This is a genomic window from Atlantibacter subterraneus (assembly GCF_007570865.1).
In the GTDB taxonomy this organism is placed as follows: domain Bacteria; phylum Pseudomonadota; class Gammaproteobacteria; order Enterobacterales; family Enterobacteriaceae; genus Atlantibacter; species Atlantibacter subterraneus.
The window spans coordinates 378,291-394,890 of record NZ_VLPS01000008.1; the positions used below are offsets into that span (position 1 = coordinate 378,291).

16 protein-coding genes are annotated in these 16,600 nt (G+C 59.4%); 12 read left to right on the forward strand and 4 right to left on the reverse strand.

The genetic code is table 11. From position 1 onward, the window contains the following. The first annotated feature begins 8 nt into the window (after window positions 1–8). Genes nrfB through nrfF form a run of 5 tightly spaced genes read left to right on the forward strand, consistent with a single transcriptional unit; the run spans window position 9 to window position 5,179 of the window. A complete protein-coding gene (gene nrfB / locus FND52_RS16625) occupies window positions 9–575 on the forward strand; it encodes a cytochrome c nitrite reductase pentaheme subunit (RefSeq protein WP_125292864.1) in 567 nt (188 codons plus the stop codon). Further along, a complete protein-coding gene (nrfC, locus tag FND52_RS16630; protein WP_125292865.1) occupies window positions 572–1,243 on the forward strand; it encodes a cytochrome c nitrite reductase Fe-S protein in 672 nt (223 codons plus the stop codon). Before nrfB ends, nrfC begins: the two co-directional genes overlap by 4 nt. Next, complete coding sequence (nrfD, locus tag FND52_RS16635) at window positions 1,240–2,190, forward strand: cytochrome c nitrite reductase subunit NrfD (protein WP_144131979.1); 951 nt, start codon at window positions 1,240–1,242, stop codon at window positions 2,188–2,190. Before nrfC ends, nrfD begins: the two co-directional genes overlap by 4 nt. 21 nt (window positions 2,191–2,211) lie before the next feature. Beyond that, entirely contained in the window at window positions 2,212–4,080 is a 1,869-nt protein-coding gene (locus tag FND52_RS21890; RefSeq protein ID WP_208737511.1) for a heme lyase CcmF/NrfE family subunit, read from the forward strand. Next, window positions 4,073–5,179, forward strand: a complete 1,107-nt coding sequence (gene nrfF, locus FND52_RS16645) for a heme lyase NrfEFG subunit NrfF (protein ID WP_144131981.1) — start codon at window positions 4,073–4,075, stop codon at window positions 5,177–5,179. Before FND52_RS21890 ends, nrfF begins: the two co-directional genes overlap by 8 nt. On the opposite strand, the gene hypF is transcribed toward nrfF, so the two are convergent. Both hypF and hypA read right to left on the reverse strand, forming a co-directional pair. Next, entirely contained in the window at window positions 5,170–7,407 is a 2,238-nt protein-coding gene (gene hypF, locus FND52_RS16650; RefSeq protein WP_144131983.1) for a carbamoyltransferase HypF, read from the reverse strand. The genes nrfF and hypF overlap by 10 nt on opposite strands. Then, entirely contained in the window at window positions 7,404–7,745 is a 342-nt protein-coding gene (gene hypA, locus FND52_RS16655) for a hydrogenase maturation nickel metallochaperone HypA (RefSeq protein ID WP_144131985.1), read from the reverse strand. Before hypA ends, hypF begins: the two co-directional genes overlap by 4 nt. A gap of 477 nt (window positions 7,746–8,222) precedes the next feature. On the opposite strand from hypA, the gene hybO reads away from it, so the two are divergent. Genes hybO through hybG form a run of 7 tightly spaced genes read left to right on the forward strand, consistent with a single transcriptional unit; the run spans window position 8,223 to window position 14,461 of the window. Continuing rightward, window positions 8,223–9,353 carry a hydrogenase 2 small subunit gene (gene hybO, locus FND52_RS16660; protein ID WP_125292870.1) on the forward strand — a complete coding sequence of 377 codons (1,131 nt, stop codon included), beginning with the start codon at window positions 8,223–8,225 and terminating at the stop codon, window positions 9,351–9,353. Next, a complete protein-coding gene (gene hybA / locus FND52_RS16665) occupies window positions 9,350–10,354 on the forward strand; it encodes a hydrogenase 2 operon protein HybA (RefSeq protein WP_125292871.1) in 1,005 nt (334 codons plus the stop codon). Before hybO ends, hybA begins: the two co-directional genes overlap by 4 nt. Further along, window positions 10,347–11,522: a Ni/Fe-hydrogenase cytochrome b subunit gene (hybB, locus tag FND52_RS16670; RefSeq protein ID WP_125292872.1), complete on the forward strand. Its 1,176-nt coding sequence runs from the start codon at window positions 10,347–10,349 to the stop codon at window positions 11,520–11,522. The genes hybA and hybB overlap by 8 nt, the downstream gene beginning before the upstream one ends. Beyond that, window positions 11,519–13,219, forward strand: a complete 1,701-nt coding sequence (gene hybC, locus FND52_RS16675; RefSeq protein WP_144131987.1) for a hydrogenase 2 large subunit — start codon at window positions 11,519–11,521, stop codon at window positions 13,217–13,219. The genes hybB and hybC overlap by 4 nt, the downstream gene beginning before the upstream one ends. Then, complete coding sequence (locus tag FND52_RS16680; RefSeq protein WP_144131989.1) at window positions 13,219–13,716, forward strand: HyaD/HybD family hydrogenase maturation endopeptidase; 498 nt, start codon at window positions 13,219–13,221, stop codon at window positions 13,714–13,716. The genes hybC and FND52_RS16680 overlap by 1 nt, the downstream gene beginning before the upstream one ends. Further along, window positions 13,701–14,189, forward strand: coding sequence for a hydrogenase-2 assembly chaperone (gene hybE / locus FND52_RS16685; protein WP_125292875.1), 489 nt, complete (start codon window positions 13,701–13,703; stop codon window positions 14,187–14,189). Before FND52_RS16680 ends, hybE begins: the two co-directional genes overlap by 16 nt. A gap of 23 nt (window positions 14,190–14,212) precedes the next feature. Beyond that, window positions 14,213–14,461 carry a hydrogenase maturation factor HybG gene (gene hybG, locus FND52_RS16690; protein WP_125292876.1) on the forward strand — a complete coding sequence of 83 codons (249 nt, stop codon included), beginning with the start codon at window positions 14,213–14,215 and terminating at the stop codon, window positions 14,459–14,461. A 55-nt stretch (window positions 14,462–14,516) separates the two neighbouring features. Here the strand turns inward: hybG and ilvN are convergent, their stop codons facing one another. Together ilvN and ilvB are read right to left on the reverse strand one after the other, a co-directional pair. Then, entirely contained in the window at window positions 14,517–14,798 is a 282-nt protein-coding gene (gene ilvN / locus FND52_RS16695; protein WP_002435498.1) for an acetolactate synthase small subunit, read from the reverse strand. A 3-nt stretch (window positions 14,799–14,801) separates the two neighbouring features. Beyond that, the gene (gene ilvB / locus FND52_RS16700) at window positions 14,802–16,490 is read right to left on the reverse strand and encodes an acetolactate synthase large subunit (protein WP_144131991.1); all 1,689 of its coding nucleotides are present in this window, start codon (window positions 16,488–16,490) and stop codon (window positions 14,802–14,804) included. Window positions 16,491–16,600 lie beyond the last annotated feature (110 nt).

Below are 16,600 nucleotides of genomic sequence, written 5' to 3' on the forward strand. Positions count from 1 at the left end.
GAGTCAATATGAGCGTACTACGTTCGTTATTTACTGCTGGGGTGCTGGCGTTAGGCTGTTTATGGATATTACCCGTACAGGCTGCGCCGTCTTCCCAGGCAGACACCGATTCGCAGTGGACCGTGACGCAACAGCGCAATCCCGATAAGGCTTGCCTGGATTGCCATAAGCCTGAAAAAGAAGGGATGCACGGGAAGCACGCGGAAGCCATCAACCCGAACAACAATTTGCCGGTCACCTGTACCAACTGCCACGGCAATATTTCGCCGGAACACCGCAACGGCGTGAAAGATGCCATGCGGTTTAATGATCCGATGTACACCGTCGAGCAGCAGAACAGCGTCTGTATGGCGTGCCACCTGCCGGAACAGCTGCAAAAAGCGTTCTGGCCGCATAACGTGCATGCCACCAAAGTCGCCTGCGCCAGCTGCCACAATCTGCATCCGAAGCAGGACACGATGCAGACCCTGAACGATAAGAGTCGGATCAAACTTTGCGTCGATTGCCACCGCGAACAGCGTGACAATCCCGCGTTCAATCCCTCCTCGGTTCATCTGGGTAAGGATCATCCATGACATGCTCTCGTCGTCAATTCGTTACCAGAATGGGGGCATTGATCGCCGTGAGCGGAACGATGGGGGTTTCAATTGCTCAGGCGCTCACCATCAACGGCGTGCGCTACGGCATGATCCACGACGAGTCGAAGTGTATTGGCTGCACGGCCTGCATGGACGCCTGCCGCGAAGTGAACAACGTGCCTAAAGGGGTATCGCGTCTGACGATTATTCAGAGCGAACCCATCGGCGAGTTTCCGGATGTGAAGTACCAGTTTTTCCGGAAATCCTGCCAGCACTGCGATCACGCGCCGTGCGTGGACGTGTGCCCGACCGGCGCATCGTTCCGCGACGCGGCGACCGGCATCGTGGATGTGAATCCCGATCTGTGCGTCGGCTGCCAGTACTGTATCGCCTCCTGCCCTTACCGCGTGCGGTTTATCCATCCGGAAAACAAAACGGCGGATAAATGCGATTTTTGCCGTAAAACTAACCTCAAGGAAGGCAAACTGCCGGCCTGTGTGCTGTCATGCCCTACCAGCGCACTGACCTTCGGCAATCTCGACGATCCAAACAGCGAGATTTCGTTGATGCTGGCGAAGAAACCGACCTACCGTTACAAGCTGGCGCTGGGCACCAAACCCAAAGTGTACCGCGTGCCGTTTAAATATGGGGAGGTCACCCAATGAACCCCGTGAATCCAACCCCGTTCCATTTTGAGTCACTGGTCTGGGACTGGCCGATTGCCGTCTATCTGTTTCTGATTGGTATTTCGGCCGGGCTGGTTACGCTGTCGATTCTGCTGCGCCGTTACCATCCGGCGCTGGGCGGCGCGCAAAGTACCCTGATCCGCACCACGCTGGTCCTCGCGCCGACCACCATTATTCTCGGCTTGCTGATCCTGATTTTGCACCTGACGCGGCCCTGGACTTTCTGGAAGCTGATGTTCCATTACAGCCTGACTTCGGTGATGTCGATGGGCGTGATGCTATTCCAGGTCTATATGGCGGTGATGGTGGTGTGGCTGGCGAAAATCTTTGAAAGCGACGTGCTGAAGCTGCAACAGCGCTGGCTGCCGCGCTTCACGTTGGTGCGCACGGTGCTCGGCTGGCTGACGCCGTTCCAGCGCCCCATCGAAACGCTGATGCTGGTGCTGGCGGTGCTGCTGGGTGCGTATACCGGCTTCCTGCTGTCGGCGCTGAAATCCTATCCGCTGCTCAACAACCCGATCCTTCCGGCGCTGTTTTTGTTTTCGGGGATTTCTTCCGGCGCGGCGGTGGCGCTGCTCGCCATGTTCCGCGACCCGCATAACAAAGAAGCACACTTTATCCATAAGCTGGAAACCCCGGTGGTCTGGCTGGAAATCTTCCTGCTGGCGGCGTTTTTCGTCGGCCTGGCGTTAGGGGATGATGGGAAAATGCGCTCGCTGGCGGCGGCGCTCGGCGGCGGGTTCTGGACCTGGTGGTTCTGGATCGGCGTGGTGGGCATTGGGCTGTTAATCCCGATGCTGCTGAAACGCCTGCTGCCGCAGGCGGCGACGCCCTCCGGCGTGCTGCTGATCAGCGGAGCCAGCCTGACCGGCGTATTGCTACTGCGCTTTTTTATTCTCTATGCGGGGCAATTAACCGTTGTGTGATCAGGGTGAAGCGTGGAACTGATGTTGCCCGAAATTGGGTTTATAGCACTGCTTCTTGCCTGTGGTATCTCGGCGGCGACAGCCTGGCTGGCGCTTGCCGGATACCGATCTCGCTGGTCCGGCATTTCGCGCCTGGCCAGCTCGCTTACCCTCGTTCAGTTCGGCCTGTTATTGCTGGCGTTTGGGCTGCTTATCCTCGCGTTCCTGATTGACGATTTCACCCTGGTGTATGTGGCGCAGCACGGCCACCGCCAGTTGCCGTTTGGCCTCAAGCTCGCCGCCGTCTGGGGTGGTCATGAAGGTTCTTTGCTGCTGTGGGTGCTGTGCTTATCCGGCTGGAGCGCCCTGTTCGCCTGGCGCTATCGCCACGCCGCTGATCCCTTTTTCGCGCTGACGTTAGCGCTGCTCGGCATCATTACCGCCGCGCTGCTGATCTTCGTGCTGCTGTACTCCGACCCGTTTACCCGGATTTTCCCGCCCGCCATTGAAGGGCGCGATTTAAACCCGATGCTGCAACACATCGGGCTGATCCTGCACCCGCCGTTGCTGTATCTGGGCTACGGCGGCCTGACCGTTGCCGCCGCCGTATCGCTTGCCGCCCTGCTGCGCGGCGAATTTAACGCGGCGATAGCCGGGCTGTGCTGGCGCTGGACGGTTCCTGCCTGGAGCGCGTTAACCGCAGGGATCGTGCTCGGCTCCTGGTGGGCATACAGCGAGCTGGGCTGGGGCGGCTGGTGGTTCTGGGATCCGGTGGAAAACGCCTCATTACTGCCGTGGCTTACCGCCAGCGCGTTGATGCACAGCCTGTACGCCACCCGCGCGCGCGGCGTATTCCGCCACTGGTCGCTGCTGCTGGCGATTTTCGGGTTTATTTTCAGCCTGCTGGGCACGCTGATTGTGCGCTCTGGCGTGCTGGTGTCGGTCCACGCCTTCGCGCTGGATAACGAACGCGCGGCGCCGCTGTTCACCCTGTTTATCGCCCTGAGCGCCGGTGCGCTGGCGCTGTACGGCTGGCGCGCCAAAGAGTGGAAACCGGCGGCGCGCTTCGCGGGCTGGTCGCGGGAAACCTGGCTGCTGCTGTGCCTGCTGCTGTTTACCGCCGTGGTAGTGATTGTGCTGTTAGGCACCCTGTATCCGATGCTGTATACCCTGTTCGGCTGGGGCAAAATTTCAGTCGGCGCGCCCTACTTCAATACCGTGCTGCTGCCGTTTGGCCTGGTGATGCTAGTGGTGATCGGGCTGGCGGCAGGAAGTTACTGGAAACGCAGCCCGCGCTGGACGCGCCTGCGCCTGTTCGGCTCACTCATCATCGCCGCGCTGGCCGCCGTTGCCCTGCATTCTCACGGATTCATCGTCGCCTCCGCCACCGCGCTGGTGTGCTGGGTATTGAGCGCCCAGTGGCTGACCGCACCCGCTTTGTTAACGCGCCAGCTGCCGATGCTGCTGGCCCACACCGGCGTCGGGATTTTCGCCCTGGGGATTGTGTTTTCCTCCGGCGAAAAACAGGAAATGAGCCTTAACGTCACCCAGGGCGAACAGGTCAGCGTGGCGGGTTACCAGTTCCGCTTCCACACCCTGAATCTGCTGGCCGGAAAAAACTACACCGCCGAGCAGGCGGTAATCGACATCAGCCGGGATAACCAGCCGATTGCCCAGGTCACCCCGGAACGGCGTTTTTACACTGCCCGTAGCCAGTTGATGATCGAGCCGGGCATCGCCTGGGATCTGCTGAGCGAGTGGTATGTGGTGATGGGTGAGAAAACCGGTGATAACCGTTACGCCATGCGCTTTTACGTGCAGAGCGGCATCCGCTGGATATGGTTTGGTGCCGGGATCATGATGGCAGGCGCCCTGCTGGGCTGGTGGCGCGGGAGAAAAGCCTATGCGTAAGCTAATCATCCTGCTGTGGGCGCTGCTTGCGCCGCTGTGCCAGGCGCAACTGGTGGATACCTGGAAATTCCACAGCCCGGAACAGCAGCAGCAGGCGCTGAAAGTCGCCGGGCAGCTGCGTTGCCCCCAGTGCCAGAACCAGAGCCTGCTGGAGTCCAACTCCCCGGTGGCGGTCAGTATGCGCCATGAAGTCTACGCCCTGACCGAAGCGGGCAAATCCGAAGCGGAAATCATGGCCTTTATGACGTCGCGCTATGGAGAGTTTGTTCGCTATAACCCACGGCTACAGCGTGAAACCAGCGTTCTGTGGTTTACGCCGCTGGTCCTGCTACTGGGCATTGGTCTGGCGATGGTGTGGATGCGGCGGCGCGGTGCGCGCAGGCAGGGCGATGTGATCCACCGCGCCCAGGGCGCCATTGCCCGCCATGCGCAGTCGCAAACTCAGGACGAGGCGTTAAAACAGGAGCTGGCGCAGGATATTCCCGATACGCCAGCAGATAACTGGCAGCCGCAGCGCGCGCTGCCTTTGCGCGCGGTGTGGGTATCGCTTGCCGCGGTACTGCTTATTAGCGGGGGAATTTACGCGTTAACGGGCCGCGCCCCGGCGGTGATGGCTGAGCACAAACGGCTTGCCGATCCGCTGCTGAATTTCACCGACGAAGAAAGGGTCGAACAGCAGCTCGCGGCACTCCAGCAAAAAATCCGCGCTAATCCGCAGGACAGCACGCTGTGGGCGGAGCTGGGCGAATATTATCTTTACCGCAACAGCTACCAGAACGCGTACCAGGCGTATCAGCGCGCGATGCTATTGCGCGGCGAAAATGCCGAACTGTGGTCGGCGCTCGCCACGGTGCGTTATTACCAGGCCGGGCAGAAGATGACCGAAGAAACCCGCCAGCTTATCGACAACGCCCTGGCACTGGACGGCAACGAAGTAACCGCCCGTATGCTGCTGGCGTCCGATGCCTTTATGCATGCCGATTACGCCGAAGCCATTAGCCAGTGGCAGCGCCTGCTCGATCTCAATTCACCGCGCGTTAACCGGGCGAAGCTGATCGAAGCCATCAACATGGCGAAGATGCTGCAAAATCAGGGCTGATTACGCAGCCAGCGCGCCGCTGCCACCACCGCCTGGCCGAATGATACTGCGCCGTCTCCTGCCGGAAGTTGCATCGGGAAGCGCAGATCGAAATCCGCCAGATAATGAGCAAAGCGCGCCTTCAGTAGCTGGTTATGCAGCACGCCGCCGGAAAACACGATGATGTTAATGCCCCGCTGCCGGGCGTGATGGCGCGCCATCTCCGCAAAGCCCTGCGCCAGCGCGTCGTGGAAGGCATACGCCCGCTCAGCATCCGGCGCTCGCCAGGCCAGCCACTGTTGCCAGAACGCGGCCATATCCAGTTCATCATTGATAAACGGCAGCGTGACCGGATGCGCGGTATGCATCGCCTGCATCGCCAGCGCTTCCAGCCGACAGGCGGCTTCGCCTTCATAGCTTTGCGCGTCCGGCGCAAGGCCCAGCGCGCAGGCCACCGCGTCAAACAGCCGTCCGGTCGACGAGGCCAACGGCGCATTGATTTGCCGCGCGATGGCGCGCGTCAGCACCTCCCAGGCATGGGAAAGCAGTACTTCAGCTTCGGGATAACCCTGCCAGTCAGGCACAAACGCCTGCCACTGCGCCAGCAGATTACGCCATGGCTGGCGCGCTGCCAGATCGCCGCCGGGCAGCGCCACCGCCGGTAACCCACCCAGCCGCTCGCAGCGGGCATAATCCACCAGCAGGCATTCGCCGCCCCACAGTTGGTCATCTGCGCCGTAGCCGATACCGTCGAGCGTCAGCGCGATCGCCGCGCCGCCGTCCAGCGGCCACTGGTGCTCCGCCAGGCAGGCGGCGGCGTGGGCGTGGTGATGCAACACCACATCCGCAGACGGGTCCATATCACGGCCCATCTGGCTACTGATATAGCCGGGATGGGCATCCACCGCGATCCGCGCCGGGGTAAAGTCATACAGCTCGTGCATAATTTTCAGCGCCAGCTGCCACTGCGCCGGGACGCGCTCTTCGGTGAGATCCCCCAGATGCTGGCTCAGCACGGCGCTGTTGCCGCGCAGCAAACAGAAAGTGTTTTTCAGATCTGCGCCTACCGCCAGTATCGGCGGCAGCCCGTCAAAACCCGGCGGCAGCGCAATGGCGTCGGGCACATAGCCACGGGCGCGGCGCATCACTTCGCCGCTCTGACGCACCACGGAATCATCCATCCGCTGGTTGATATCGCGGTTGTGCAGCAGCCAGCCGTCGGCGATATCCGCCAGCTCGTCCAGCGCCTGCTGATTAGTGATAGCGGGAGGTCTGCCATTCAGATTGCCCGAGGTCATTACCAGCGGCGCGCCAACCGCCTCCAACAGCAGATGCTGTAACGGGTTGGCGGGCAGCATCACGCCGACTTCGCCGAGGCCGGGGGCGATATAGCGGCTCAGGCCGGAAACAGATTGCGCATCCACCAGCACCACCGGCGCGGCGGGAGAACGCAGCAGAGACAGCGCCGCATCGGGCAGGCCCGCGCCATCCGGCAGCATCACCGCCAGCGGTTTCGCGGGGCGCTGTTTGCGTTCACGCAGGCGTAATACCGCGCGGTCGCTGCGTGCGTCCACCGCCAGGTGCATCCCGCCCAGCCCTTTGATGGCAACGATTTCGCCGCGCCGCAACGCCGCGACGGCAGCCTCCAGCGCGTCATCGCGATGAAAAGTTTCATCGCCCTGCCGCCAGAAGAGTTGCGGACCGCAAACCGGGCAGGCCAGCGGCTGGGCGTGGAATCGACGGTCCAGCGGGTTGCGGTATTCACGCTCGCAGTCCGGACAGAGCGGAAACGCCGCCATGACGGTATACGCCCGGTCATAAGGCATCGCCTGAATAATGGTGAGCCGGGGGCCGCAGTGGGTGCAGTTAGTGAACGGGTAGCGGTAACGCCGGTTGCCGGGCGTGTTGATCTCTTCCAGGCAAGCCGGACAGGTAGCGGCATCCGGGACGATTTGCGTATCCATGGCGCACTGCTGGCTTGGCACGATGATGAAATCCTGCGGCGCGGCATCCCAGACCAATTCGCTGCGCGCCACGGAATGGATAGCGGCCAGCGGCGGGCACTGCGCGTACAGCTGCGCGACAAAATCCCCTTCGCTGCCCGCAATACGCACCACCACACCGTTACCGGTATTGCAGACATCGCCCTTGAGGTGCATCTGCTGCGCCAGCTGCCAGACAAAAGGCCGGAATCCGACGCCCTGGACTTTACCGCGAATATGCAGCTGAACGCCGGGAGTCTGGGTCATTCAACCTCCATTTCACGCACTCGCATCGCGTTACCTTTATCAATCTGAATCTCCCAGGAGCCGCAGTGCGGACAGGGCGAAGCGTGCTGCTCGGCGCTAAACGCGCTGTCGCAGGCAAAACACCAGCCTTTCGCCGGCGCAATATCAATATGAAACTGCGCTTCCGACGCCACGGTTCCCCGGCGCGCCACCTCAAGGCCAAACTGTAATGAGGATAGCTCCACGCACGCCAGCGCGCCGACATCCAGCCAGACATGAGTAATGCGCTGAAAATGTCCGGTGGCGGCCTGATCTTCCAGTAACTGAATAACACCCTGGGCTAACGATAATTCATGCATATTTTAAAGTGTGAATTTAAAATTAAGATTCTATGTATATAGATTGTGCGATATCCATTTATTTTTCATTGATGGATAGCAAGTTGAAATTACTAAAAGCCAATAACATTATTTAACTAGGTTATCATCAACCCACGTGATAAGCCGTCCTGAAGCGCGTTGTCAATAATTCTTCTCAATTGAGCGGCTATTATTTTTAGCTACCCATTACGGGTTATATTTTGCGCAGGATTAACTTTTTTATTTATCGGAATATTCATCTTTAGCGATGACTGAAACGTTCAGTCTCACAATATTGTTCATCTCGCGGAATCAATTAAAGTTTCGTTGATAAGTGTCAAAAAAATAATTATCAAAAGTTTCACTGTATAGCCCACAACGAAAACAAGGACTTTATGCTCGTGAAACTTCACGTCGCAGGGGAGAGGGCTTTCCTGCATCCGGGGTGTTCACAGCAGAGGCTTTCGGGAGAACAGCATGTCCGAAGGACAACAGGCTTTTTATCATAATGGTATTTCACGTCGTGATTTCATGACGCTGTGTGCAGCATTGTCGGCAACGATGGGGTTAACAGGCACCGCATCCGCGGAAATGGTTGAAGCAATGTCTTCGCCGTCCCGTCCGCCAGTGGTCTGGATTGGTGCGCAGGAATGTACGGGTTGCACCGAATCACTTTTACGCTCAACGCATCCCACGGTAGAAAACCTGGTACTGGATGTGATTTCACTTGAGTACCACGAGGTGCTTTCCGCCGCCTTTGGTCATCAGGTAGAAGAAAACAAACACCGCGCCCTGGAACAGTACAAAGGCAAATTTGTGCTGGTGGTGGATGGGTCGATTCCGCTGAAAGACGGCGGCATTTACTGCATGGTGGCGGGTAAACCTATCGTCGAGCATATTCGCGAAGCAGCGGCCAATGCGGCGGCGGTGATTGCCATCGGCTCCTGCGCGGCCTGGGGCGGCGTCCCGGCGACGGGGGTGAACCCAACCGGCGCGGTTTCGCTACAGGATGTGATCCCCAACATTCCGGTCATCAATATTCCGGGCTGCCCGCCGAACCCGCATAACTTCCTGGCGACCGTGGCGCATGTGATCACCTTTAACCGTCCGCCGAAGCTGGATGCCAAAAACCGTCCGCTGTTCGCCTATGAGCGTTTGATCCACGAAAACTGCGAGCGTCGCCCGCATTTCGACGCCGGGCGCTTTGCCCGTGAGTTCGGCGATGAGGGCCACCGCCAGGGCTGGTGCCTGTATCATTTGGGCTGTAAAGGGCCGGAAACCTACGGCAACTGCTCGACGCTGGAATTTTGCGACGTGGGCGGCGGGATTTGGCCGGTAGGCATCGGGCACCCCTGCTACGGCTGTAACGAAGAAGGCATCGGCTTTAAGAAAGGCATCTTCCAGCTTGCCGAAGTGCACCAGCCCACGCCGCGCGCGCAGGTGCCGGAAGTAAATCGCCCGGAAGGCGGCGCGGTTTCCATGAGCGCGGTTGGGCTGCTGGGCGCGGTAGTTGGCGCAGTAGGCGGCGTCAGCGTAATGGCGGTGAAACAGCTTGGCCGTAAAAATCCAGCCGATAAATCCGCTGCGGATCGGGAGGAGAAGCATTGAACCGGCGTCACTTCTTTAAGCTGGCTTCCGGGGGCGCAGTATTAGCAGGGATGGCTCCCGCCGTACAAGCCGCAGCAGAAAACCGCCCACCGATCCCCGGTGCGCTCGGCATGTTGTTTGACTCGACCCTGTGCGTCGGTTGCCAGGCCTGCGTCAGCAAATGCCAGGAAATTAACCATCCACAAACCAATGAATACCGTGGGGAGACCTATGCCCACGGCGATAACACCTGGTCGGTGAACGACAAGCTCAGCCCCTACACCAATAACATCATCCAGATTTGGCGCAGCGGCGACGGCACCCACAAGAATCAGGAAAAAGACGGTTACGCGTTTATCAAGAAACAGTGCATGCACTGCGTCGACCCGAACTGCGTCTCCGCCTGCCCGGTCTCGGCACTGACCAAAAACCCGAAAACCGGCATCGTGCAGTACGACAAAGACGTGTGCACCGGCTGCCGCTACTGCATGGTGGCCTGCCCGTTCAACGTGCCGAAATACGATTACGATCATCCGTTCGGCTATATCCACAAGTGCGAACTGTGCAACCAGAAAGGCGTTGAGCGCCTCGATAAAGGTGGTTTGCCCGGCTGTACCGAAGTCTGCCCCACCGGCGCGGTGATCTTCGGCACTCGCGAGGAGCTGATGGCGGAGGCCAAAAAACGTCTCGCCCAACAGCCTGGCAGCGAGTACCCCTACCCGCGCCAGCGGGTGAATGGCCAGGATGTCTATCTGCATCCGGTTGCCCATTATCAGTCGCATATTTATGGCGAAATGGAAGGCGGCGGCACCCAGGTACTGGTGCTGTCGGGCGTTCAGTTTGAACACTTTGGGCTGCCTGCGCTCGATCCGCTGGCGACCGGGGCGCGCTCCGAGCACGTCCAGCACTCGCTGTACAAGGGCATGATTTTGCCGGTGGCGGCGCTGGCGGGCATCACTTTCCTGGTGCGCCGCAACTCCCGTATTCAGCATGAACATAACAAGGAGGATGGCCATGAGTAACCATGCGCTTCGTCCCCTCGGCGGTAAGCTGTTTAGCTTCAGCATCAAGGTGCTCGCGCCGCTGGTGATTATCTGTTTCCTGCTGGTTGCCAAACGTCTGGTGATGGGGATTGGCGATGTTTCCGATCTCAACGGCGGCTACCCGTGGGGCATCTGGATCGCCTTCGACCTGCTGATCGGCACCGGCTTCGCCTGCGGCGGCTGGGCGCTCGCCTGGGCGGTGTATGTGTTCAACCGCGGCGAGTACCACGACCTGGTACGTCCGGCGTTGCTGGCAAGTTTGTTTGGTTACTCCATGGGCGGGTTGTCGATCACCATCGACCTGGGCCGCTACTGGAATATGCCCAACTTCTTTATGCCCGCGCACTTCAACCCCAACTCGGTGCTGTTTGAAACCGCAGTCTGTATGACCATCTACATCGGCGTGATGAGCCTCGAACTGCTGCCTGCGCTGCTGGAGCGGCTGGGCTGGAAAGTGTCGCTGCGCCGTCTGAATAGCGTGATGTTTTTCATCATCGGCCTCGGGGCACTGCTGCCGTCCATGCACCAGTCCTCAATGGGTTCGCTGATGATCGTGGCGGGCTATAAGGTGCATCCGCTGTGGCAAAGCTATGAGCTGCTGCCGCTGTTCTCGCTGTTAACGGCGTTCATCATGGGCTTCTCGATTGTGATTTTCGAAGGCTCGCTGCTGAAAGCCAGCAACACCATCCAACAGGATGAAACGCCGCTGTTCCGTAAGCTCACCAATGTGATCAAGGTATTCCTGTGCCTGTTCCTGGTGCTGCGCATCGGCGAAGTGGTGTGGCACGGCAAGCTGCCGCTGGTGTTTGCCGGCGACCGCTACTCCTGGCTGTTTATTGCCGAAATCGTGCTGCTGGCGTTACCGCTGGTGATGCTGCAAAGCGCCATGCGCCATAGCGCGCGCGGGCTGTTTATCAGCGCGGTCTGCCTGCTGCTCGGTGCAGCGCTGTGGCGTATGAACTATTCGCTGCTCGCTTACGACCCGGGCAATGGCTATCACTATTTCCCCACCGCCAGCGAAATCCTGATTTCTATCGGCTTTGTCGCCGTTGAAATCGCCGCATACGTATTACTTACCCGTTTACTGCCAATTTTACCTGCGCAACAGGGCCGGTCAGAACGCATTAAGGAAGAGATAAAATTATGAGTCAACGTATCACTATTGATCCCATTACTCGCATCGAAGGCCACTTGCGGATCGACTGTGAAATTGAGCAGGGTAAGGTGGTTAAGGCGTGGTCCTCCGGCACCATGTGGCGTGGCATGGAAGAGATTGTTAAAGGCCACGACCCGCGCGATGCGTGGATTATCGTGCAGCGTATCTGTGGGGTGTGTACCACAATCCACGCCATTGCCTCGGTGCGCGCGGTGGAAAACGCCCTGAAAATGGAGATCCCGGTTAACGCCCAGTACATCCGCAACCTGATCCTCGCCGCCCACCAGATCCACGACCATATCGTGCATTTCTATCAGCTTTCGGCGCTCGACTGGGTGGATATCACCTCGGCGCTGAAGGCCGATCCGGAAAAAGCCGAAGCGATGCTGAAAGGCGTCTCCAGCTGGTCGCTGAACAGCGCGGCGGAATTCACCAAAGTGAAGCAGAAAATTCAGGCGCTGGTGGACAGCGGCCAGTTGGGCATTTTCGCCAACGGCTACTGGGGCCACAGCGAAATGAAGCTGTCGCCGGAAGTGAACCTGATTGCCGTGGCGCACTATTTACAGGCGCTGGAGTGCCAGCGCGATGCCAACCGCATCGTGGCCATCCTTGGTGGTAAAACGCCGCACATCCAGAACCTGGCGGTAGGCGGCGTGGCGAACCCGATTAACCTCGATGCGCCGAGCGTGCTGAACCTTGAGCGGTTGATGTACGTGAAGTCGTTTATCGACAAGCTGGGCGACTTTATCGAGCAGGTGTACAAGCCGGACGCGGTGATTTTCGCCGCCAGCTATCCGCAGTGGCTGCAACTGGGTAAAGCCGCCGATTTCTACCTGGCGGTACCGGATTTACCGGTCGATCGCAAAGGCGAGACCTTCGCTATCCCGGGCGGCTATATGAAAGGTGCAGATTTCACCACTTTCCGCCCCATCACCAGCCACACCGATAAATATCTCATCGACGGCATCGAAGAGAGTGGCAAACACGCCTGGTACAAAGACGACCAACCGCTGAAACCGTGGGAAGGCGAAACCAATCCGCAATACACCGGCTGGCAGGAAGATGGCAAATATTCGTGGGTAAAAGCGCCGACGTTTTACGGCAAACCGGTGGAAGTCGGCCCGCTGGCCTGGCTGCTGTGCGGCCTGGCGGCGAAGCACGAAGGCACCGTCGCCCATTACGAGGGTATGAGTAAGCTGTACCAGACGCTGACCGGCCAGACGCTGACGCCGGACCAGCTGCAATCCACCTGGGGCCGTATTCTGGGCCGCGCCGTGCGTACCGGCGTATTGCAGGATTCGCTGACCCAGCAATATCAACTGCTGATCGACAACATTAAGCGCGGCGATTATGAAACCTTCGTGAAGCCGGAATTCCCGGCGGGCGAAATTCGCGGCGTCGGTTTTGAAGAAGCCTCGCGCGGCATGTTGTCCCACTGGATTGTGATTAAAGACGGCAAGATCGCCAACTATCAGGCGGTGGTCCCTTCCACCTGGAACGCCGGACCGCGCAACTTTAACGATGAGCCGGGCCCGTACGAGCGCGCGCTGATCGGCACCACCGTCGCCGACCCGGAAAAACCGCTGGAAGTGGTGCGCACCGTGCACTCCTTCGACCCGTGCATGTCCTGCGCGGTACATATGGTGGATCTCACCGGCAAAGAACTGAGCAAGGTTAAGGTGCTGTAATGCGCACACTGGTATTAGGGATAGGGAATTTGCTGCTGAGCGACGAGGGCATTGGCGTTCGCGCCATTGAGGCCCTCGAAACGCACTATCAGATCCCCCCGGAGGTCGAGCTGTTTGACGGCGGCACCTCCGGCATGGAGCTGATGGAAGCCATGGCGGATCGGGATTTGCTGATCGTGGTGGATGCGGTGCGCAGCAATCACGAGGCGGGCAGCGTATTTATCCTCGAAGATGACGAGGTGCCCGCGCTGTTTACCGAGAAACTTTCCCCGCACCAGCTTGGCCTGTGCGATGTGCTGATGGCGCTGAAAATGACCGGGGAGTATCCCCGGAAGTTAATTCTGATTGGCATCGAACCGGCGTCTCTCGCGCCGGGCATGTCGCTGACCCCTACCGCGCAGCGGGCGCTGGACGTGGCGCTGCGTGAAGTGCAGCGTCTGCTGGCGGAACACGGAATGGAAATACAACGGCAGGATGAACCATGCGCGACGATCTAATCTGGGACGTAGAAGGCTGGCGTAGCAGCCCGGCGGCGGCGCTCGAGGCGCAGTTTAACCGCGTCGCCGGACAGCAAATGGCCGATCTGCCGTTTTATCAGGCGCATATGCCGATCAAAGCCTGCGGTTTTCAGCTGTTTGAAGGCCAGTGGGTCGGGGCGATGTTAACACCGTGGATGCTGGAGTTAGTGGTACTGCCTGGCCCGGACCAGCAGTGGCCGCGCCGTCAGGTGGGTTCCCGGCTGGCGCTGACCTTTCCGGCGGGCGATATGGCGTTTCGCGTCGGCGAGTTAACGCCGGAGCTGCATTACGTCGCCTGTTCGCTGATGTCGCCGCTCGATCCGCATCTCAACGCCGAACAGGCCATTACGCTGGCGGAAAACAGTGTCAGCCTGGCACTGTCGTTACCGGTTCGGCGCGACGCGCCGGTTAATATGAGCCGTCGGGCCTTACTGCGCGGCAAAGTTGCCTGAGTTAAGCATTACAGGAGTGAATTATGTGCCTGGGCGTTCCGGGGAAAATTATTGCCGTCGGCGAAGAGATCCACGAGCTGGCGACGGTCGAAGTCAGCGGCGTCCAGCGCCAGGTGAATATCGCACTGGTCTGTGAAGACCATCCGCGAGATTTGCTGGGCTGCTGGGTGCTGGTCCACGTCGGGTTTGCCATGAGCATTCTCGACGAGGACGAAGCGCGCGATATGCTCAGCGCGTTAGAAAACCTGACCGGCGAAGCGATACTGCATTAACCTTCTGTGAGAGACGCATCTTCTGCGTCTCTCTTCCTCTCTTATCGCCAGCGCATTACTGGAAGAACAATTCCAGTTTGTTGAACACGCCGGGATCGTCCTGATGACGGATAATCTGGATCACGTCTTCCAGCTTGTCGATTTGGCTGACCATCTGCTCAAGACGCTGGTCCTCCGCCACCTGTAGCCAGATGCGGCTGTGGTCGCCGTCCGGCAGTGGCAAACAGAGAATGCCTTCCACGTTGAACGCCCGGCGGGCGAACAGCCCGCACACGTGCGACATCACGCCAGGGTGGTTGCGTACCGTCAGTTCCAGAATTACGTTTTGTTGTTGCATGGCTTATTCTCCTACCATCTCTGTATTGGCCGCACCTGGCGGAACCATCGGGTACACTTTTTCCTGGGCATCAATTCTTACGTGGATAAGGGTCGGGCCCGGGCGCGCCATGGCTTCACGCAGCGCTGCCTGGGGGTCCTGCGCCTCGTTTAAATCACAGCTGTTCATCCCGAAGCCCTCGGCAATTTTGATGAAATTGGTCATGCCTGGATAAGTGGCTTCAAACACGTTCTGCTTGTAAAACAGGCTCTGCTGCTGATGCACCAGTCCGAGCGCCTGGTTGTTCATCAGGATCACTTTGATATTCAGCCCGTTTTCGGCAGCGGTCGCCATCTCCTGGATGTTCATCATCAGACTGCCGTCGCCGGAAAAACAAATAATCTGGCGTTCCGGTTCGGCCAGCGCCGCGCCAATTGCCGCAGGCAGGCCAAAGCCCATAGTGCCGAGGCCGCCTGACGTCAGCCACTGGCGCGGACGGCGCAGCGGATAGGCCTGCGCCGTCCACATCTGGTGCTGCCCCACGTCGGTAGTGATGATGGCATCCTCGTCCGCGCAGGCCGCCACCGCCTTAATCAAACCGTAATGGCACAGCGGATCGTCGGCGTTGGGCATATTGAACGGGAATTCCTGTTGCAGCGACGCCACCAGCGCACGCCACGGCGCACGTTCAGTGGGCATAATGCGCGGCGTCAGCTGAGTCAGTACTTCGGCCACGTCGCCCTGAATGGCGATATGCGGCTGTTTGATTTTGCCCAGCTCGGCGCGGTCGATATCCACATGGATAATTTTGGCGTTCGGGCAGAACTCCTGGGTTTTGCCAATCGCCCGGTCATCAAAACGCGCGCCGAGCACAATCAGCAAATCCGCTTCCTGCAAAATAAAGTTGGTGCTGCGCGCGCCGTGCATCCCCAGCATGCCGAGCGACAGCGGGTGATCGGTGGGCAATACACCCAGCGCCATCAGCGTCATGGTGGTCGGTAAATTGGCCTGTTCCGCCAGTTTGCGCACCTGCGGCGCGGCGTTGATGGTGCCGCCGCCCAGATACAGCACCGGGCGCTTCGCCTGGTTGATCATCGCCGCCGCATCGGCCACCTGCTGCGGGTTAAACGCCGGGGCTGGCGCACAGCGGCCCGGCTCCGGGAAGCTCTCGATATCGATTTCCGCGTTCTGGATATCCTTCGGAATATCAATCCATACCGGCCCCGGACGGCCTGACTGGGCGATGCGAAACGCGTCGCTGATCACCTGCGGCAGCTCGCTGATATGGCGTACCAGATAGTTGTGTTTGGTAATGGGGATGGCGATGCCGTAGGTGTCGACTTCCTGGAACGCGTCCGCGCCGATCATCGAGGTGGCGACCTGGCCGGTGATGCAGACCATGGGAATCGAATCGAGCCGCGCGTCGGCAATCGCCGTCACCAGATTCGTCGCGCCCGGTCCGCTACAGGCGATACACACCGCCGGTTTACCCTGGGTCCGCGCCATGCCCTGGGCGATAAAGCCCGCGCCCTGCTCGTGGCGCGCCAGAACGTGGCGAATTTTCGTGCTCTGGCTCAGCGCGTCGTATAACGGCAGAACGGTGCCGCCGGGGATGCCGGTAACGGTGGTAATGCCCTGACGCTCCAGCAAATGAACGATCAGTTGCGCGCCGGTAAAGCGTTGTGTTGGGGAAGTTGTGCCCATTGTCGCCATGCTCCAGTCCTTTCTCTTTCTGGGCCAGCTTTACTTTCCGGGCGAGATAAACAAGAAACCCCGCTCGGTTGCGCCGGCGGGGTTTTTGGAATCGATGCGTTGACTCGGGA

Excerpts from the sequence above, each read along its gene's own strand:
- nrfB (WP_125292864.1), top strand. The coding sequence starts at position 9 with ATGAGCGTACTACGTTCGTTATTTACTGCTGGGGTGCTGGCGTTAGGC.
- nrfC (WP_125292865.1), top strand. The coding sequence starts at position 572 with ATGACATGCTCTCGTCGTCAATTCGTTACCAGAATGGGGGCATTGATC.
- nrfD (WP_144131979.1), top strand. The coding sequence starts at position 1,240 with ATGAACCCCGTGAATCCAACCCCGTTCCATTTTGAGTCACTGGTCTGG.
- FND52_RS21890 (WP_208737511.1), top strand. The coding sequence starts at position 2,212 with ATGTTGCCCGAAATTGGGTTTATAGCACTGCTTCTTGCCTGTGGTATC.
- nrfF (WP_144131981.1), top strand. The coding sequence starts at position 4,073 with ATGCGTAAGCTAATCATCCTGCTGTGGGCGCTGCTTGCGCCGCTGTGC.
- hypF (WP_144131983.1), bottom strand. The coding sequence starts at position 7,407 with ATGACCCAGACTCCCGGCGTTCAGCTGCATATTCGCGGTAAAGTCCAG.
- hypA (WP_144131985.1), bottom strand. The coding sequence starts at position 7,745 with ATGCATGAATTATCGTTAGCCCAGGGTGTTATTCAGTTACTGGAAGAT.
- hybO (WP_125292870.1), top strand. The coding sequence starts at position 8,223 with ATGTCCGAAGGACAACAGGCTTTTTATCATAATGGTATTTCACGTCGT.
- hybB (WP_125292872.1), top strand. The coding sequence starts at position 10,347 with ATGAGTAACCATGCGCTTCGTCCCCTCGGCGGTAAGCTGTTTAGCTTC.
- hybC (WP_144131987.1), top strand. The coding sequence starts at position 11,519 with ATGAGTCAACGTATCACTATTGATCCCATTACTCGCATCGAAGGCCAC.
- FND52_RS16680 (WP_144131989.1), top strand. The coding sequence starts at position 13,219 with ATGCGCACACTGGTATTAGGGATAGGGAATTTGCTGCTGAGCGACGAG.
- hybE (WP_125292875.1), top strand. The coding sequence starts at position 13,701 with ATGCGCGACGATCTAATCTGGGACGTAGAAGGCTGGCGTAGCAGCCCG.
- hybG (WP_125292876.1), top strand. The coding sequence starts at position 14,213 with ATGTGCCTGGGCGTTCCGGGGAAAATTATTGCCGTCGGCGAAGAGATC.
- ilvN (WP_002435498.1), bottom strand. The coding sequence starts at position 14,798 with ATGCAACAACAAAACGTAATTCTGGAACTGACGGTACGCAACCACCCT.
- ilvB (WP_144131991.1), bottom strand. The coding sequence starts at position 16,490 with ATGGCGACAATGGGCACAACTTCCCCAACACAACGCTTTACCGGCGCG.